Annotated in this window: 19 protein-coding genes and 2 pseudogenes; 14 read left to right on the top strand and 7 right to left on the bottom strand. The window is 35.7% G+C overall.

The genetic code is table 11. From position 1 onward, the window contains the following. Window positions 1-130: 130 nt before the first annotated feature. The 10 genes and pseudogenes from BV902_RS21350 to BV902_RS21310 all read left to right on the top strand — a co-directional run bounded on the left by BV902_RS21350 (window position 131) and on the right by BV902_RS21310 (window position 8,939). Window positions 131-607 (top strand): DinB family protein, encoded by a 477-nt coding sequence (locus BV902_RS21350; protein ID WP_237241770.1) that lies wholly within the window; start codon window positions 131-133, stop codon window positions 605-607. A gap of 376 nt (window positions 608-983) precedes the next feature. After that, the gene (locus tag BV902_RS21345; RefSeq protein ID WP_083663715.1) at window positions 984-1,277 is read left to right on the top strand and encodes a hypothetical protein; all 294 of its coding nucleotides are present in this window, start codon (window positions 984-986) and stop codon (window positions 1,275-1,277) included. Between the two features lie 637 nt (window positions 1,278-1,914). Beyond that, a complete protein-coding gene (locus BV902_RS21340; protein ID WP_075993674.1) occupies window positions 1,915-2,229 on the top strand; it encodes a hypothetical protein in 315 nt (104 codons plus the stop codon). Window positions 2,230-2,391: 162 nt separating this feature from the next. Beyond that, window positions 2,392-3,042: a MarR family winged helix-turn-helix transcriptional regulator gene (locus BV902_RS21335; protein WP_075993673.1), complete on the top strand. Its 651-nt coding sequence runs from the start codon at window positions 2,392-2,394 to the stop codon at window positions 3,040-3,042. Between the two features lie 266 nt (window positions 3,043-3,308). Further along, entirely contained in the window at window positions 3,309-5,597 is a 2,289-nt protein-coding gene (locus BV902_RS21330) for a TonB-dependent receptor (protein ID WP_237241768.1), read from the top strand. 4 nt (window positions 5,598-5,601) lie between these two features. Continuing rightward, window positions 5,602-5,859, top strand: coding sequence for a DUF4249 family protein (locus BV902_RS27175; RefSeq protein WP_083663714.1), 258 nt, complete (start codon window positions 5,602-5,604; stop codon window positions 5,857-5,859). A gap of 16 nt (window positions 5,860-5,875) precedes the next feature. Then, window positions 5,876-6,403 (top strand): annotated as a pseudogene (locus BV902_RS27170) (DUF4249 family protein); the annotation flags it as partial. A 244-nt stretch (window positions 6,404-6,647) separates the two neighbouring features. Next, on the top strand, window positions 6,648-7,076 hold the full coding sequence (gene uraH / locus BV902_RS21320; protein ID WP_237241766.1) for a hydroxyisourate hydrolase: 429 nt from the start codon (window positions 6,648-6,650) through the stop codon (window positions 7,074-7,076). A 44-nt stretch (window positions 7,077-7,120) separates the two neighbouring features. Then, window positions 7,121-7,957: a phytoene/squalene synthase family protein gene (locus BV902_RS21315; protein ID WP_075993670.1), complete on the top strand. Its 837-nt coding sequence runs from the start codon at window positions 7,121-7,123 to the stop codon at window positions 7,955-7,957. A gap of 55 nt (window positions 7,958-8,012) precedes the next feature. Further along, a complete protein-coding gene (locus BV902_RS21310; protein WP_075993669.1) occupies window positions 8,013-8,939 on the top strand; it encodes a TIGR01777 family oxidoreductase in 927 nt (308 codons plus the stop codon). Between the two features lie 827 nt (window positions 8,940-9,766). Here the strand turns inward: BV902_RS21310 and BV902_RS21300 are convergent. Together BV902_RS21300 and BV902_RS21295 are read right to left on the bottom strand one after the other, a co-directional pair. Beyond that, a complete protein-coding gene (locus tag BV902_RS21300; protein WP_075993667.1) occupies window positions 9,767-10,333 on the bottom strand; it encodes a fasciclin domain-containing protein in 567 nt (188 codons plus the stop codon). A 417-nt stretch (window positions 10,334-10,750) separates the two neighbouring features. Further along, window positions 10,751-11,428 (bottom strand): hypothetical protein, encoded by a 678-nt coding sequence (locus BV902_RS21295; RefSeq protein ID WP_157626171.1) that lies wholly within the window; start codon window positions 11,426-11,428, stop codon window positions 10,751-10,753. A gap of 13 nt (window positions 11,429-11,441) precedes the next feature. On the opposite strand from BV902_RS21295, the gene BV902_RS21290 reads away from it, so the two are divergent. The 4 genes and pseudogenes from BV902_RS21290 to BV902_RS28765 all read left to right on the top strand — a co-directional run. Continuing rightward, window positions 11,442-11,807 (top strand): hypothetical protein, encoded by a 366-nt coding sequence (locus tag BV902_RS21290; protein WP_075993665.1) that lies wholly within the window; start codon window positions 11,442-11,444, stop codon window positions 11,805-11,807. A 72-nt stretch (window positions 11,808-11,879) separates the two neighbouring features. Next, window positions 11,880-12,260, top strand: a complete 381-nt coding sequence (locus tag BV902_RS21285; protein WP_075993664.1) for a DUF7674 family protein — start codon at window positions 11,880-11,882, stop codon at window positions 12,258-12,260. A gap of 48 nt (window positions 12,261-12,308) precedes the next feature. Then, window positions 12,309-12,665 carry a hypothetical protein gene (locus BV902_RS21280; RefSeq protein ID WP_075993663.1) on the top strand — a complete coding sequence of 119 codons (357 nt, stop codon included), beginning with the start codon at window positions 12,309-12,311 and terminating at the stop codon, window positions 12,663-12,665. A 68-nt stretch (window positions 12,666-12,733) separates the two neighbouring features. Next, a pseudogene (locus BV902_RS28765) lies at window positions 12,734-12,913 on the top strand (colicin immunity domain-containing protein); the annotation flags it as partial. A gap of 63 nt (window positions 12,914-12,976) precedes the next feature. On the opposite strand, the gene BV902_RS21270 reads toward BV902_RS28765, so the two are convergent. From BV902_RS21270 to BV902_RS21250, 5 genes are all read right to left on the bottom strand, one after another. Then, window positions 12,977-13,447, bottom strand: a complete 471-nt coding sequence (locus BV902_RS21270) for a carboxypeptidase-like regulatory domain-containing protein (protein ID WP_157626169.1) — start codon at window positions 13,445-13,447, stop codon at window positions 12,977-12,979. Between the two features lie 43 nt (window positions 13,448-13,490). Next, window positions 13,491-14,027, bottom strand: coding sequence for a hypothetical protein (locus BV902_RS21265; RefSeq protein WP_075993661.1), 537 nt, complete (start codon window positions 14,025-14,027; stop codon window positions 13,491-13,493). Next, complete coding sequence (locus BV902_RS21260; protein ID WP_075993660.1) at window positions 13,972-15,339, bottom strand: hypothetical protein; 1,368 nt, start codon at window positions 15,337-15,339, stop codon at window positions 13,972-13,974. Before BV902_RS21260 ends, BV902_RS21265 begins: the two co-directional genes overlap by 56 nt. Before the next feature lie 147 nt (window positions 15,340-15,486). Continuing rightward, on the bottom strand, window positions 15,487-15,843 hold the full coding sequence (locus BV902_RS21255; protein ID WP_075993659.1) for a hypothetical protein: 357 nt from the start codon (window positions 15,841-15,843) through the stop codon (window positions 15,487-15,489). A gap of 217 nt (window positions 15,844-16,060) precedes the next feature. Beyond that, window positions 16,061-16,402: a cupin domain-containing protein gene (locus BV902_RS21250; protein ID WP_075993658.1), complete on the bottom strand. Its 342-nt coding sequence runs from the start codon at window positions 16,400-16,402 to the stop codon at window positions 16,061-16,063. Window positions 16,403-16,476 lie beyond the last annotated feature (74 nt).

Here is a 16,476-nt window from a genome sequence, read left to right as displayed (position 1 = left end):
GGTGGTTCGATATACAGTTTGCTGAAGAACATTAATTATATTTATTCATCAAATTATCGTTAAGCGAGTTTAGGATGAAGGAATTATTAATTATAGATATGCAATTATAAGAATGATGCAAGATTCGATTATGATAAAAGATGTACTGTGGGGCCAGTTTGGAGCTAGTTTAGACATGCTCGAAAACGCGATCCATATGTGCCCCGATGAACATTGGGACACTACATTAGATTTTTGGTACCTGTCTTTCCACTGTCTCTTTTGGACAGATTATTATTTATCTGTAGAACCCAATAAATTTGAGCCACCAAAACCTTTTACATTTTCAGAATTTGATCCGACGGGCAAAAAACCGGACCGGACATACACCAGGTCAGAAATTCTTGCGTATTTGGAGCACTGTAGACAGAAAGCTAGAAAGCATATAGAAGGACTCACACCGAGCAGAATGAATGCCCGTTGGATCAACGAATCTAAAAACTTTTCTTTCCTTGAGATTCTATTGTATAATATGCGGCATATTCAGCATCATGTTGCACAATTGAATTTATACCTTAAACAGACAATTGATCATGTTCCGAAATGGGTATCTCAGGTGAAAGAATAAACTAGTGCTAAGACCGATCCGAGACGCTTTTTTTTAACTCCTGTATCTCCAATAATGTCGCAGAAGACAAACCTACTATTCGTTATCACTAAAAAAAGACCAATTGAAATTATAGACCTGCTTTTGATGATGGAATATGTAGTGATTAGGATCAAGTTGTCTTGTAAAATGTATTTGCATGGACAGGATCGAGATTTTAAGTACTACTGTAGCAGATTAACGAATTCACTCGTATTGTTGATGATCAATAATAAATAATCAAGAAGTTATAAAAAGAAATTACAGAATCCTATTTCCAGCCATCATTATTGTCGTTCTTAGCTCTTGCAAAAAAGATGAAAAGATAGCCATTGATAACCTTATCGGTAAATGGACCGTGGCAAATGATGATCTTAAAATGACCGTAGATGGTTCCGTTACATACAAATTTAACTCAGATATGACCTGTATTAAGAATATCTACGATGCGCTTTCAGATCGAGATACTGCTATTTACAGAACCTATGTAATAAGTAATGATAAGACTTTGGTGACGCTCTACGATGAACGAAAGATATATACAGAACAGTATCTGATAAAAAAATTGAATACGAAGGAAATGAAATGGGAGAACGCTTCCCCAAATGACGGTAATGAGAATAAGAGGTTAGTTCGCTCTTACGATCAATAGAGTTCATTAACAATAATGTCGTAGCATAAAAACTTGAAGCAGCCAAAAGAAGAATTTGAAGTTGCATTAGAAATCATCCAGTAGGAATATGCGAGGTTTTCTATAGATAATCGCCTATACTGATGTCCTGGATAATTTTATTTCAATATTGAAATTCTCGTGTTTTTCTACCAGGCAATTATCTTACAATAGTTTATAACCAGTGCTGAAATGCCGTCATCTTGGAGCTGCATCCCAATATAGTAGTCCATCCCTCAGTATAAAAAGGAATAGAAAACAGTTATTAAATATCGTGTAAATTTCATCTTAGAAAAGGAATAAGAAGAGGATTGCAAGAGCGGGAATACTAACTATTTCTATCCAGATGAAGTTGTTTTTTATGTACAGGAAAAAATGGAAGATAATATTTTTACAGTCAACAAAGTTTTTGTTTCAACGACATCATGGGTATCATTTTATGGTACAAAGACAAAATGTATCTTTGCGCAGATACACAAATCTTTTGGATTGTAAACTGATCACCGATTTTTCGGTAACTCCCGGTTACCGCTTATATAACCTTTCTTTTTTCAGGCATTATTTCTAAAAACAATATGCTATTGGACGCTGTCCAATAAATGGAACATAAAAAAAGCAAATGAATTTTGATATCATTAAGTGTGAAGACCTGCAGCAGGCTATACACATACCAAATACGACGGAAGACCATAAGGAAGAAACCTGGTTTGTGAAATTTGGTGAAGAAATAATAGGAGTTGGGCTTTTTTCAAAACACAGCGGGCGTTGTGTTTTGGCAATTGTTGGTGATGCTTATGATGATAAGAAAATAATTGGCGATATCAATTCACACGATAAAATTATTATTGAAGGATTGAGTATAGCTTTTGAAGGGTATTTAAGATCCATTCTCGGTGATATAGTGATTGGCGAAAAGAAAGTGGATGATAAGTAACAATAATGATATATATAGAAACGCCTTCAAAATTTTAGGCTGTTTATAAGATCAAAGTGATTAATTTTAATAATCAGTCGTTCAAATAGAAACTGATACAAAAACCTTTTACTTTTTTTTTCGCAATAAAAATCTTTCATTTGTATAGCAGAGAAAGTTGTGATGATAAGAAAAGATCTTTTGATCGAAATAGCTGAAGAGCTAGAGGATTACTGTACCAATGAATCGGTGAATGGTACGCTTACTGATTTTTTAAAATACATGTATCTCAAAAATTCAATTGGGATGACCCAGACACGTAAAGTTGGGGGAGAGCATGCTATTGTCACAGAAAGAGATGTCCCGGCAGAAGATTTGGGTAAACTTCTTTTAATGATGAATCGTTATGCGAAACATTACATAAAGTTGGCATTCGAAGGAACCCATCTGCAGACTCCGGAAGATTTTACCTTTCTAATGGTGTTATTCTCTTATGATAAGCTACTTCAGACAGAACTGATTAGGAAAAATGCTGTCGAAAAAGCTTCTGGTACAGAAGTCATCCGTCGATTAATGCGACTTGGTTTAATCGAAGAAGCACCCAAAGTCTCCGATAAAAGAGCCAAACCAATCTGTATTTCCAATGCTGGCCGTGCTGAACTGTTTAAGGTGCTGCCTAACATGAAAACGGTAGGTAATATCCTGATCGGCAACCTTTCAAACGAAGAACGCGATTTATTAATAATATTACTTGCTAAGCTCGATCACCATCACCATACCCTGATTGATATGAAAGATGTGACCCATCTTGAACAATATCTCAAAAAGGATTGAGATAAGTTTAACCTATCTCTATTTTAAAAATTATTCTGTATTCATTTATCTATAATGCTGAATATCAATTGTATGATTTTGATATGAAATAGCGTGCATAGAAAATATTTCGTCGTTTTTGTACTACAATTCGGTCATGTCTTTATTATTTTTAAAAAAGTAGTATTATTTAATACTAAATTAGAGTATAAATAAACTATATTTGATTTTGAATTTTTAAAGGTAGCTGTATGTTTGACAAAAATTTCATTTTAACTACACTCATTATGCTAAGTGCTTTATCTGGTTTCGCCCAAAAGAAAGTACTCTCTGGCATTGTGAAAGATGCAAATACAGGTGAGACTCTAATCGGTGCAGTTGTTTCGGAAAAGGATACAGAACGAGCAACGTCAACAAACAAGTATGGGTTCTATTCCCTAGTACTCGAAGCAGGAGAGCGGATCGTGACCTTCAGTTATGTGGGGTACGAAACTCAGACAAAAGCAATCTCCTTAAATGAATCATTAAAGATTGATATCGAGCTCATACCTAACCAGAATGCATTGCAAGAGGTTGTTGTATCGGGCGTTCAACGCAATAAAAATGTGCGTAGTCCACAGATGGGATCATTCAAATTTAGTATGGAAGAGATAAAAAACGTACCTGTACTATTTGGCGAGAAAGATCTGCTCAAGACGATACAGCTGCTGCCCGGTGTGCAGAGTGGAGGCGAGGGAAGCACAAATTTTTTTGTTCGTGGTGGAGGGGGAGATCAGAATCTGATTTTGTTGGATGAAGCAATTGTTTATAATGCCGCTCATCTTTTAGGTTTTTTTTCCACCTTCAATTCTGATGCGGTTAAAGACGTGCAGCTGTACAAAGGTGGGATACCAAGCCAATATGGCGGACGAATATCTTCCGTTTTGGATATTACGATGGTGGATGGAAATCAGAAAGAGTTTTCTGCTGAAGGCGGTGTTGGTCTTATTGCATCGCGCCTAAAGGTATCGGCACCTTTGCCTGATGATCGCGGATCATTCATGCTCAGTGGCCGGCGTACATATGCGGACCTTTTTCTCAAACTTTCAAATGATCAGGATGTGAAGCAGAGTAAATTATATTTTTATGATTTAAATGCTAAACTAAACTATAAGATTGACGAACGAAATAAAGTCTTCCTTTCGGGTTACTTTGGAAAGGATGAACTGGGTTTTTCAGATAAATTTGGTTTTAACTGGGGAAATACAACAGCTACTGTGCGGTGGAATCATATTTTCAATGATCGCTTGTTTAGTAATACCTCCTTAATTTACAGTGATTTTAATTACAATGTTGGCGTCAATGGTAATAGCGGTGACTTTGATATCGCTTCCAAAATTGGGAATTGGAATCTCAAACAGGATTTTTCTTTTTACCCATCCAATAGGTCCACAATCCGATTTGGCGCAAATGCGCTGAACCAAAATATTCGACCTGCAAGTTTAGCTGCTGACAAAGATGCCAATGTCAATTCGATTAGCATTGAAAAGCGTAAGGGCTGGGATGTAAGCGCTTATTTTTCTCATGAATGGAAAGCCAACGATCGCCTTTCCTTACTGTATGGTTTCCGATTGTCGGATTTTATGGTGATGGGGCCAGGTACTTTCTATCGTTTTGATGACGACAGAGATGTTATTGACGAACAGTATTTTGGAAAGGGAACGGTAGCGAAGCATTACATCAATCTGGAACCCAGGCTATCTGCAAGCCTACTTTTAAATTCCCTGAGCAGTATTAAACTTTCCTATAATCGGATGGCGCAGAATCTGCATCAATTAACCAATTCCACTTCGGCGCTTCCTACAGATCAGTATGTGTTGAGCAGCTTGAATATCAAACCGCAGCTCGCTGATCAGATTGCTTTCGGATACTTTCGAAATTTCAACGGTAGCGCTTATGAATTTTCAGTGGAATCCTATTATAAGGCCATGGCCAATCAGATCGACTTTCGCACCGGCGCTGATCTCCAGGCTAACGAATTGCTTGAAGGAGAACTTCTTTTTGGTAAGGGTCGTGCATATGGTCTTGAATTATTGCTACGGAAAAATAGTGGGAAACTAAGTGGATGGATAGGTTACACTTTATCGAAGAGTGAGCGAAAGTTTAATGGAATTAACCAGGGAGCCTGGTTTAATGCCCGGCAGGATCGTACCCATGATCTTTCCTTGGTGACCATGTATAAGTTGTCGGATAAATGGTCTTTGGGGGCAAATTTTATTTTCAACAGTGGTAATGCAGTTACTTATCCAGCAGGGAAATATGACTTAAACAATACCACATTATTTTATTATACTCAGCGAAATAGCCATAGATCGCCAATTTACCATCGTTTGGATCTGTCTGCAACGTATGAACCTCAAAAATCAAACAAACGTTTTACTTCCAGCTGGACATTTGGGCTATATAATGCCTACAACCGACGCAATGCCTATATTGTGGACTTTAGGGAAAATGAAGACAATCCCAATATAACAGAAGCCTATCAGATTGCATTATTTGGTATTATACCATCAGTTACCTGGAATTTTAAGTTTTAATATTATGAAAAGAAACCTACTTACAATATTGGCGCTTCTGACTGTTTTATTTTCCGCCTGTGAAAAAGTGATCGATCTAGAGCTGGAAAATAGCGAAGCGCGCATTGTGATTGAAGCCAATTTAAATGATTTAAACGTAGATCAGCTCATTAGGGTTACTAAAACTGTCGCTTTCGGTATAGATAGAAAGAGCGACCCTATTTCCGGTGCATCGGTGGTGGTGCGGTCTTCTGCGAATGAGGAAATAGCTTTTTTTTTATGAGCGCGATGGTTACTATCGTGCCCAAAACTTCCGCGTCCGTCCAGGAACAAGATATAGCCTTGAAATAGAATTAGAAGGAGAATATTATCGGTCTTCGGTAACTATGCCTACCTACGTGGCCGTTGATTCCCTAGGAATCTCAAAAGAAAAAATCTTTACAGAAGAGCGTTACTATCCAACCTTTAAATTTTACGATCCGGCACAAGTAAACAATTATTATCTGTACGAAATCGCTATCAATAATTCTCCTATACGGTTTGCTTCAACATATAACGATAAGTTCAACGATGGAAAATATGTTACGCATGAAATCTCTGATCGTACAATAGATTTGGAGCTGAATGACGAAGTGAGGATAATTCGGTACTGTATTGATGCCAGTGTTTACAAATTTTGGAATGAGTTTCAATCTGCAAATCCTGGCGGGGCAGCTCCAGGAAATCCAAGCTCAAATATATCTAATGGGGCCTTAGGCTATTTTTCAGTAGCATCTTCAGGGACATATTTGTTTAAAACGCAGGAATATATGGAGAAATTAGAATGAGACGGACTTGGATATATATATTATTTGGTTTAATTTTATACTAAAAATCAGGTGTATTAAAACAAATTTAGGATATTAATGGTATAAATATATACTTTTTTATCTTTTAGACCATCATAAGTGTGCATTTGAAAACTAATTTGAGGAGAAAATTATAGTGTTGCCAGTGATCAAGCTAATGAATAAAGCAGAAAAAATTGAAAAAAGCTGATCATAATTAAATGAATTATTTAACGAAACAAAGATGAATATAGCAATGATGAGTAAAAAAAAGTACATGATCATGTTGTTATGTATGCTGTTTGGATTGACGGCATATAGCCAGAAAAGTAAATATCAATTATCAAGTCACATTCTGGATATTTCAAAGGGAAATCCTGCTCCGGATGTTAAAGTTGATTTGGAGAAATTGATGCCAAACAAGCAATGGGTTACTGTGGCAAGTGAAAAAACGGATAACAGTGGTCGCATCGGTACTTTCCTGGAAACTGGTAAAGTAGACAATAAAGGAGTATATAAACTCAAGTTTTATACGGAAAGCTATTTTCTTAATCAAAAAATCGAAACATTTTACCCATTTATCGAAGTCGTTTTTGAAATCAAAGACGATAAGCATTATCATGTTCCGATCACTGTTAGCCCATTCGGATATGCAACATACAGAGGGAGCTAAGTAAAATGAAATAAACGTAGAATCGGAAGATAATCTATAGGCCTATGAAGAGACTATTTGATGAACTAGCATATGAAGTAAGCAAAAGAACGACCGAAAAATATAGCACAAGTTTTTCGCTCGGTATTTTGGCGCTAAAACCCTGTATTCGTAATAGTATCTATGCAATTTATGGCTATGTGCGACTTGCTGATGAAATTGTTGATAGCTTCCATGGATATGATAGAAAGCGTCTTTTGGGACAATTGTATCTAGATACCAACTGTGCTTTAGAAGAAAGGATTTCTTTAAATCCAATTTTGCAGTCCTTCCAAGAAACTGTGCACAGGTATAAGATCGACGTCGAGCTGATCAGCCAGTTTCTTCATAGCATGGAGATGGATCTGAATAAGGTTGACTACAATTCCGAAAGTTATAAGGAATATATTTATGGTTCAGCAGAGGTGGTAGGACTTATGTGCTTACAAGTATTTACAGAGGGAGATCGAAAGCTGTACGAGGAGCTCAAGCCTTTTGCAATGAAATTGGGATCAGCGTTTCAGAAAATAAATTTTTTACGGGATCTCAAACAGGATTACCATACGCTTGGAAGAACCTACTTCCCCAATCTGGATATGACAGTCTTTGATAATACGGTCAAAAGTCAGATCGAAAATGAAATTCATACAGAATTTAAGGAGGCGCTTTTGGGAATCAAAAAACTCCCAGCTTCAGCAAAGTTTGGGGTTTATCTTGCCTACAAATATTACCTTTCACTTTTCGCGAAGATCCGTAAAAAATCTTCAAAAGAAATTTTAGAACATAGGATTCGCATACCGAACACCCATAAAGCGCTTGTTGCCCTAAAGAGCTATTTGCGTTACAAAATTGCTTATTTATAAAACAGCGCAGCATTCCGCTTCACGATGTTGTAGAAAAGATTAAGAAAGCTTATATATGAAAAAGATTTTAATTGCCGGGGGGACTGGTTTTGTAGGTGGGTATCTTGCTGCACACCTTAAGAAAATTGGTTATGAGTTACACCTCCTTACGCGGACACTTAAAGACCAATCTGCAAGTGGCGTAAAATATTTTGAGTGGGATCTGAAAAAAAGCTTCATAGATATCAATGCCTTCGATGGAGTCGATACCATTATTAACCTCACTGGTGAAAATATAAGTGCAGGTCGATGGACTTCCTCACGTCGCCTTGAGCTTATCGAAAGTCGTGTATTATCATTGAATTTACTATTTGAATACGTCAAACGCCACGAGCTTAATATTGATAAAATCATTTCATCATCTGCAGTAGGTTATTATGGAGCATATACTTCAGATACCATCCTTTCTGAAGATTCTATTAGTGGAAATGACTTTTTGGCTCATACTTGTGAGGTATGGGAAAAGGCCGCATGGCAGTTTGAAAGCTTGGGTGTCAAAACCGTTATTTTACGAAAAGGTATTATTTTAGGTAGAAATGGCGGGATGTACGCCAAGCTTGCTCCTTTGGCAAAACTTGGTATCAATGTTTCTTTAGGTGATGGAAAGCAATATATCCCATGGATAGACATACATGATGTAGTGCGCATGTACGAATTTATTCTTGATCGGACGGATATTCGGGGTGTGTATAATGCCGTTGCTCCTCAACATATCACAATGAACGATTTTGCGTATGTATTGCTTAGGTCATTTGGTAGGAGTAGCGTTTTGCCAAATATACCTGGTTTCGTTATTAAACTATTGTATGGTGATATGGCTGCTATGCTATTAAATGGTTCTCGTATAAGTGCCGAAAAAATTAGAAAAAAAGGATTTAAATTTAATTATGATACCATTTCAAGATCGCTGGAGAATTCCAGTAAGTCAGTTATTAAAAGCTAGTGATTATTATGATGTTTATTTTCCTGAAAAATAGTTTGCTTCTAGATGCAGATAAATGGAAAAAAATATATTGTACCTTTAGTGATGGCTAAAAATAATGTATTTACGTTCAACCAGGTTTTACCTTATCCCACAAGTTGGAGCCTTTTCATTATTATTCCCTGCTTGATATGCTATAGTATTTTATACTATATTTTTTTTAAGGCAATATTCCATCTTTCGCTCATGATGTTTTTCATGCTCATCTACTTTGGTACATGTTATATTATTTTAAAAGCGCTCTCCCTGCGTATGACAATTTGGTTTGATGGAGATTTTATGTATGTACAAAAAGGAAATGGAGCTCCGAAGAGGTTCTTAAAAAATAATATTTATGGATTTTATGCTTACAATTATGAAACCGAATCAGCTACCTTAAAAACCTCAAAGATATATTTCAGGTTCTGTTTGACAGTTGGGAAAGATATTTATTTAAACGATGTCGAATATAAAAACAAATATGATGACATTAAGGGCAGTAATCTGAAGAAATTTCTGAAAACGGCACAAACAGAATTTCACTTTTCGAAAACATCTAAAAACAGCCTTCAAAACATATATTGGTATTCCAATCAAAATTAAAAAGCGTTATTTTGGCTGGAGAAAAATAAAGTATACTAAGTTTAATGAACAAATTACTTATTGTAAACGGATTGGATGGATGGAAAAAATAAAACGAGCAATGTTAATATTGCCCGTTTTATCATTATCGACACCACTTTGATGTAATAAGAAAACATCATTGAATGTATGCTGCCAATAGATAGTTGATTTTATGGCAACAATATTTAGGGCATCAATACAGCATCTATCACATGAATAACTCCATTGGATTGATTGACGTCCGCAACTGTTACTTTTGCGCTATTACCTTTTGCGTCTTTTACATATACATCGTTCCCTTTCATCCAAAAAGTAAGGTTGCCACCTTGGACTGATTTGGTTACATAGGTTCCTTTACCATCCTTAATCGCTTTGGTGATCTGCGCGGCACTCCATTTTCCAGGAATCACGTGGTAGGTCAATATTGATGTTAATTGAGCCTTGTTTTCTGGAAGCATTAAGTTATTTAGGGCCTCTTTGGGGACTTTAGCAAAAGCGTTATTGGTAGGAGCCAAAACAGTAAAAGGACCAGGTCCCTGTAAGATTTCTACAAGGCCAGCAGCTTTTACTGCAGCGACCAGAGTCGTGTGATCTTTAGAATTGACTGCATTCTCAATAATGTTTTTGGAAGGATACATCGGTGCACCACCTACCATAACAGTTTTTTCCTTTGTTTGAGCCTGGCCCATGTAAGTGCTTCCCAATAATAATGCTGCAGAGGCAGCCGCCCATAAGATTGATTTAATTTTCATGATCTTTATTTTTTATCTGTTATTTAAAAGCTTTATATGATCATTTACGATGAAATTGATTACTTGGATTGCAGTGAAGAATAAAATTTGCAGATCGTAGCTTAGTGTACTCTGTAAGTTCCAATTAAACTTCAAAAGTAAGTATAGGTAATCTTCTAGAAGTTGAAATTCATTCACCAAATAAATTTGGAGTTCAGTATCAGAGGAAATCTACAATACTTTTTTAGAATATAGCTACCCTTTAAATTATTGTATTCTTCTGCGAAAAATAATCCGATAAAAATCTTTATTAGCGTTTCTTATATTTAGCTTCACTCCTCTATGAAGCGTATCGATGATAGGACATCCCTTATAGTTTGCTTTCTTTATTGCTTGTTTGTATTCAGTGACTTAGGTGTGAGGTTTTTACTTAATCGCTTAAGATATCCAGGTATAGTCGCGTTTTATCACCTTCCATTTTCCATTAATTTTTACCAGGACAAAATCATAACCCTGACCGCAAAGTGCTCCGCATACGTAGTCTAACGATACAAATGCTTTTTTGTGATCATGCGACATGATAGGCAAGTGAAATGTATAGCTTGACAGAAATTGCTCCTTCGTTTCTGTTTTTTTATGGTATGCAACGTTATATTTCTTTTTGATTTGTAGTGGAATAAATACAGTGTCCCTTCCTTTTACCTGATTGAGATAGCCTGTAGAGTCTTGCAGGCTATGGCCTACTAAGCCCAGCAATTTTTGGATCCTCAGACCGTCAGGCATAAAGTTTTTGTCGTAGGCATTATATAGCGAGTCCTTGATGAACCATTGGTGAATATAGGCCATTGGTTTATTAGTTTTAGCTACTTCATTTGAAATGGAGTTATAGGCAATTATAGCATCCAAAATTTCAGCATAATCATCTTCAACAATTGCATAATCAAATGCTTGTTTTTGGATTTTGACTGGTACCTGTTTTTGATCATTGCTTTGGCATGCTATGATGAAAAATAAAAATGGTATTAAAAAGCATACTTTCATAAATCTATCAAATGGTTTAAAACATGATGCCAAAATGATTTCCTTTCCATAGTACAATTTACTAAATTCATGCATCAGGTTTTTATTTATGATACAGTATTTAACAGACGATCAAATCAGAACAAGGCTGAAACTGGGAAAATCTGTAGAGCAGTGGTTAGGTGATGACCAGGAAGATGATTATATAATTCTTAAATGGTTAAGGATTGATAGGGAAAAAGATAAAAGCTTTTCGGTGGTCTATTTTGAATCCTTTGATGAGGGAAATGAAGATTTCATGGACATCTATGCGTTTTCATTGGTTGATTCTGATGAGCCTTTTGGTGTAATTAATATTTTCCCTTCAATTGCTGATGCGTTAGAATTTGCCAGATTTACCTATAAAGCATCTTCTGATAAATATGTTCCCGCGGGAATAATTCAAGAAGAGTATAGGGATCACATTAAACGCTAATTTCATCGTAGTATTCAAGACCTTTCGACCTGAGGGAGAAAGGAATAAAAAAGGTGCTCCAAAATAATAATTATGAAAGACCAAGATTTATTTGTTAAAGAGTTGATCGAGTTGTTTCCGAATTTGGAAGAGGAGTTTTTAGATGAAGATTACAGGGCGTCTATTACCTTTCAAATGGGATGTTTGAAACGGTTTATGCAGGGCGTGATAGCTAAAAACGACGGAGATAAATTTGATGCTATGGTAGATTTTTTAACAAAGAATTTGCCTTTAGTTGATAAGCGGGTTCAAAATGCCATTTATCTAAGTTTTTTAGGCAAATTAGATTTTTCTGAAAACCCCGATTTAATAAAACGCTTAGGGCAGCTTTTAGGTAAGGCCTATACTGATATAGAAGATTATAATAATTCTCCAGCTCCTGATAAGGTAAAGAACTTCTTGAATAAATTTTGATGTTCTTGCTACAGGTAAATACTTGAAGTTGGCACTTGAAAGATGTAAATGATACTCAAAAAAGAAACAGTCGCAACACTAAGTAAGAAGTTGTCGTTGCCTTATACAGGTACGGAGCAGGACTGGGATATTGAGATGGCAGATTCCAATCGCATCAATGAATTTATTGATTTTTATCATCAATATGATTTAGCTTTTGAGGAAAGGGTGGCTTTAATGTTCCTGATTATTGCTTCTTATGATGATTTTCTAAATGAGAACAACGTACAGATAGATTGCAGATGGGATGCCATTAAGGCGATGTTAGCAAAGGATAGGATACATTTTGTGGAGTTGATAAATTATTGGTCTTTGTATAACGAAACCGATATTTTTAGGATAACACCTCTTATGAGAACTGTCTAATTTTATTAATCGATATGACGATGAGTTCAAAAAATCCGTAAGATACCAATTTCCAGAAATACCTTGATCTTATACGTGGTTTTTTAAGCAACGAGATCACAGCTTCAGTTTTTGAAACTCGTTTTCTTCAGCTTAGGCGGGAAGATAGCCAATGGATGAAATTTGGTTCTGATCATAAGGCCTACCGAATTTTAGATACGCTGAAGTATCCGTTGCTGAATATCGCAATGACAAAAATGGACAAATAAAAAATGTGAAGTCCTTTCGAACTCCACATTTCTATAATTAATATACTTTGTGGTACGATGCTGTTACCTCTTTTGTTTTTTCATTTCTTCTATCTCTCGCTTTAGCTGGTCTCGATTTTCTTTCTTGTAAAATTCTAACTCCGTTGCACAATAATCGTACTTGAATAATCTCGCTTTTATTCTGGTATTATTGACAAAAATACCAAAGTCTATGTTTGCTATAGTGAGAAAACCAGCACTATTTCCATCAATTTCCATACTTCCAAACTTTGTGAGTTTTGCGAGTTTTGTATTGAATGAGCCATCTGCGTCTGAAGATACTTTTTTGAGCGTATTTCCTTCCGAGTCTAAAAATCGTATCTCTGCATTGGGTACCTTCCTTTTTGTCTTAGCTTCAGTGATAATGCCTGAAATCGTTACCGAGTCTTGCGAATCGTTCTCGTCTAAATAGCTTGAAGCTTCGTACCCGCCCAATACTTTATTGTTTTCTGTTTTGGGTATGATGATAGCGCAGGATGAGAAACAAAAGATCAAAAAATATAGTGAAATTTTAAAGCCCCAAACCTCATTGCTACATCTATTTATGTTTTCTATTTGCTTTTTCAACTTCTTTCCTCAGCTTTTTCTGATCCTTTTTTGAACCTATTTCATTAATATACATGGGCTGCCTTGGTAATTTTATGTCTAAGGCGTAAGTTTTAAAATTTGGCGCAATGTAAACATGTTCGATAGTCATCCCCGTTCCAAATGTATCTACAATAATTTTTCCATGGAGCAATCCCTCGGATGGGATCGTTAGCGAAAATTCTCCATTTTTATCTGTGATGGCTGTACCAATTGTATCACTCTCTGAACTAAGAAAGAAAACTCTAGCAGAAGGAACATTTTCATGATTATGGCACATGCTCACTTTGCCTTTTATTAAAGGCGATATCTCATCATCTGTATAACCTTTACCTCGTTGGCTATAGCTGCTGCAGTTGTTTTGGTCTATATCAACCCAGTCGTTATAATTCTTCTTTGTGGAACAGCTAAAGAGTGTTAGCAAAAGAAGAAGTTTAACACCCCAAACGTGAACCTTTTTGTTTAATACCATTGTCTTTTCTACTATCATATTGTTCTGCCATTATTCTGTCTATAATTCTTGATTTATCATTGTCCGAAAGCTTTTTAAACGAAGAAGTTTCTGTTAGACCTTTCCATGCTAAATCATCATATACCTGTTTGTCTATTGTGTAACCTTTTAATTCACCGTAATTTTTGATAGATCGAGCGAGATCCGCAACAAAATCTCTTGCTATCGTTTCGTGTTGCAAATTATTGTCCAAAGCTTTCTTTTTTGAATATTTCTCGAATAATTCTGGATATGTCAAAGACGCAGCGCTCGGATCACTCTTATAGAGCGCAAAGAGGTATGCATGAATTGATTCATGAAGAACAGTTGTCGCAAACGCTAAATCTGTAACATTTTGAGTAGTTAGTAAATTACTATTAAATTCTATTAGTGCAAAACCATTTGTGATTTCAGAATTCGTCCCGGCAACTTGCATTGGATTATTATTCTCTTTCATTCCTAATCTAAGATTGTATCCAGGAAGTTCTCCAGAAAATTTTCTTATGATATCTGCAACTGTATTGCCTTTAAGCATTTGTAGTCTTTCTAGAACATTTTTCATACAGTCAGGAAGATTTGAGTCATCAATTCTTTCATTAAAATCATTTACAGCAGCTTCTGCGTCTCCCTCTCCAGATGTCCCACTACCACCTGCACCGCTTCCATCATCACCAAAAGGATCTAAAGTTTCATAATCTATAGGGCCACCTCCTTGGTCAGGATCATCCGTCCCTGTTCTTTGAGGTTCACAGTTTACATAATTTAATATACCATTCACATAGCCGTATACACACTTTCTTTCAGTTGTACTTTTTTTACCATTCGCAATTTTGATGTTTATCACCTCGCGTTGAATCTTGTGCCCCTCTTTATAATAGATTGTTGATTGTCTCCCTGTTAGGATAGATTTTGAGATAATTGTTCCAGTGTAACCTTGTTTGGTGTTTTCTGGGATAAAGGTTATTAAAATATAGTTCCATTTATCTTTGGTTTTTATAGCTTTTATCCATACTAAATTTTCGACGGCAACTTTAGAGGAATCAGTTGAAAGCAATTGAACTTGATCAAATAAATTTACCTTAACATAGATAGTGTCGTCGGAGACTATTTTGTTATTTTCCCAATTAATGGAAGTCTTCAAATTGGCTATCAAAAAATTAGAATCTGTCTGATTGTAATTGGTTTGTTTTTGAAAGTCGGCCCGCAATAAATCAATTTTCTCTTTAATCGGATCTTTGGGGTTAATCTCATATTGATCTTTACATCCTCCAATAAAAATAAAAATTGTAAAAAGTAATAAAATTCTCTTCATTAAATTAAGGTGTTATTTGTTTTGTTAGTGTAGTGTGAAGTTAATAAATAATAGGTTAAAATATTAAAATACGATAAATACTACACTAAAGTGTTGATATTATTCCAGCAAAATATTTTTTAAATAAAATGGTTTCGGTTTCAGTTGCTACCGATGCTGCCAGCATCTTCCACCACCTACAACGACACGTTTGCAGTAACCGCCCGATTTGTTTTTAGCACCGCAAATGGAGGATGTAGGTTTGGTGCTGCCACCAGTATTTCCACCGTTTCCCGTGTCTGTATTTTTGTATGAACCGTAGACTGCCGATCCTCTTGCATTTTGGGTGTCGTAGGTAATTGTTGTTTGATTGTAGCCGACATCACCAAATACCGCTTCTTTGTTTTTTAAGATATAGGCATTAATTGTCTGTTGCGAACTTAAGGATGCCTTGATTGAAAGTTTTCGTTCGAAACTAATCTTCTGGTCGAATTTATATTCCCATTTTCCTGTTGTATGCTTCACTGTTATTGTGAAGTTTAATTTATCGGTATTACTTTACCTTTTATTAAAGGAGATATATCCTCATCCGTATAACCTTTACCTCGCTGGCTATAGCTGCTGCAGTTGTTCTGGTCTATATCAACCCACTAATCAAGATTCTTTTGTGTTGAGCAACTTAATAGTGTTGAAAATAAATAGAGTTTAGCAGGCCAAAACGAACTTTATTTTTAATGAAAGATTACAAATTAATTCGATCTCCATGAGATTTCGGCTGTGAAATAACAAGAAATTCTAAATCTTGATTAGTTCTATTGAAAATTCTGTGTTTCTGACTTGCTTGGATATGAAAACCATTGTTTTCTTCAACAACATATAATTCGTTATCTACTTCGAAAGTTGCTGTACCCTTTAATATGTAAAAAAATTGCTGTGCCTTACTATGAAAATGTAAACTTTCTTTTGTTCCTGGCGACATTTTCTCTTGAATCACACTTAAAGAATCAGACTTTAATAAATGCCACCCATCACAATTTTCTCCCCAAATATAATGCTCAGAATTGTCGGTATTTGTTACTTTCATTACTTATTCAATAAAATTATGTGAAATTCAAAAAAGAAAAATGGTACTGCGGAATTACAAGTATAAAGATATGC

It is taken from the genome of Sphingobacterium sp. B29 (assembly GCF_001952815.1).
GTDB lineage: Bacteria > Bacteroidota > Bacteroidia > Sphingobacteriales > Sphingobacteriaceae > Sphingobacterium > Sphingobacterium siyangense.
Note: the sequence above shows the minus strand (reverse complement) of the source record. Positions and strands in the feature narration are given on the sequence as shown.

Coding starts and splice junctions, on each gene's coding strand:
- BV902_RS21310 (WP_075993669.1), top strand. CDS start 8,013: ATGAAAAAGATTTTAATTGCCGGGGGGACTGGTTTTGTAGGTGGGTAT.
- BV902_RS21335 (WP_075993673.1), top strand. CDS start 2,392: ATGATAAGAAAAGATCTTTTGATCGAAATAGCTGAAGAGCTAGAGGAT.
- uraH (WP_237241766.1), top strand. CDS start 6,648: ATGAATATAGCAATGATGAGTAAAAAAAAGTACATGATCATGTTGTTA.
- BV902_RS21300 (WP_075993667.1), bottom strand. CDS start 10,333: ATGAAAATTAAATCAATCTTATGGGCGGCTGCCTCTGCAGCATTATTA.
- BV902_RS21295 (WP_157626171.1), bottom strand. CDS start 11,428: ATGCATGAATTTAGTAAATTGTACTATGGAAAGGAAATCATTTTGGCA.
- BV902_RS21290 (WP_075993665.1), top strand. CDS start 11,442: ATGATACAGTATTTAACAGACGATCAAATCAGAACAAGGCTGAAACTG.
- BV902_RS27175 (WP_083663714.1), top strand. CDS start 5,602: ATGAAAAGAAACCTACTTACAATATTGGCGCTTCTGACTGTTTTATTT.
- BV902_RS21260 (WP_075993660.1), bottom strand. CDS start 15,339: ATGAAGAGAATTTTATTACTTTTTACAATTTTTATTTTTATTGGAGGA.
- BV902_RS21340 (WP_075993674.1), top strand. CDS start 1,915: ATGAATTTTGATATCATTAAGTGTGAAGACCTGCAGCAGGCTATACAC.
- BV902_RS21250 (WP_075993658.1), bottom strand. CDS start 16,402: ATGAAAGTAACAAATACCGACAATTCTGAGCATTATATTTGGGGAGAA.
- BV902_RS21315 (WP_075993670.1), top strand. CDS start 7,121: ATGAAGAGACTATTTGATGAACTAGCATATGAAGTAAGCAAAAGAACG.
- BV902_RS21265 (WP_075993661.1), bottom strand. CDS start 14,027: ATGATAGTAGAAAAGACAATGGTATTAAACAAAAAGGTTCACGTTTGG.
- BV902_RS21285 (WP_075993664.1), top strand. CDS start 11,880: ATGAAAGACCAAGATTTATTTGTTAAAGAGTTGATCGAGTTGTTTCCG.
- BV902_RS21350 (WP_237241770.1), top strand. CDS start 131: ATGATAAAAGATGTACTGTGGGGCCAGTTTGGAGCTAGTTTAGACATG.
- BV902_RS21280 (WP_075993663.1), top strand. CDS start 12,309: ATGATACTCAAAAAAGAAACAGTCGCAACACTAAGTAAGAAGTTGTCG.
- BV902_RS21330 (WP_237241768.1), top strand. CDS start 3,309: ATGCTAAGTGCTTTATCTGGTTTCGCCCAAAAGAAAGTACTCTCTGGC.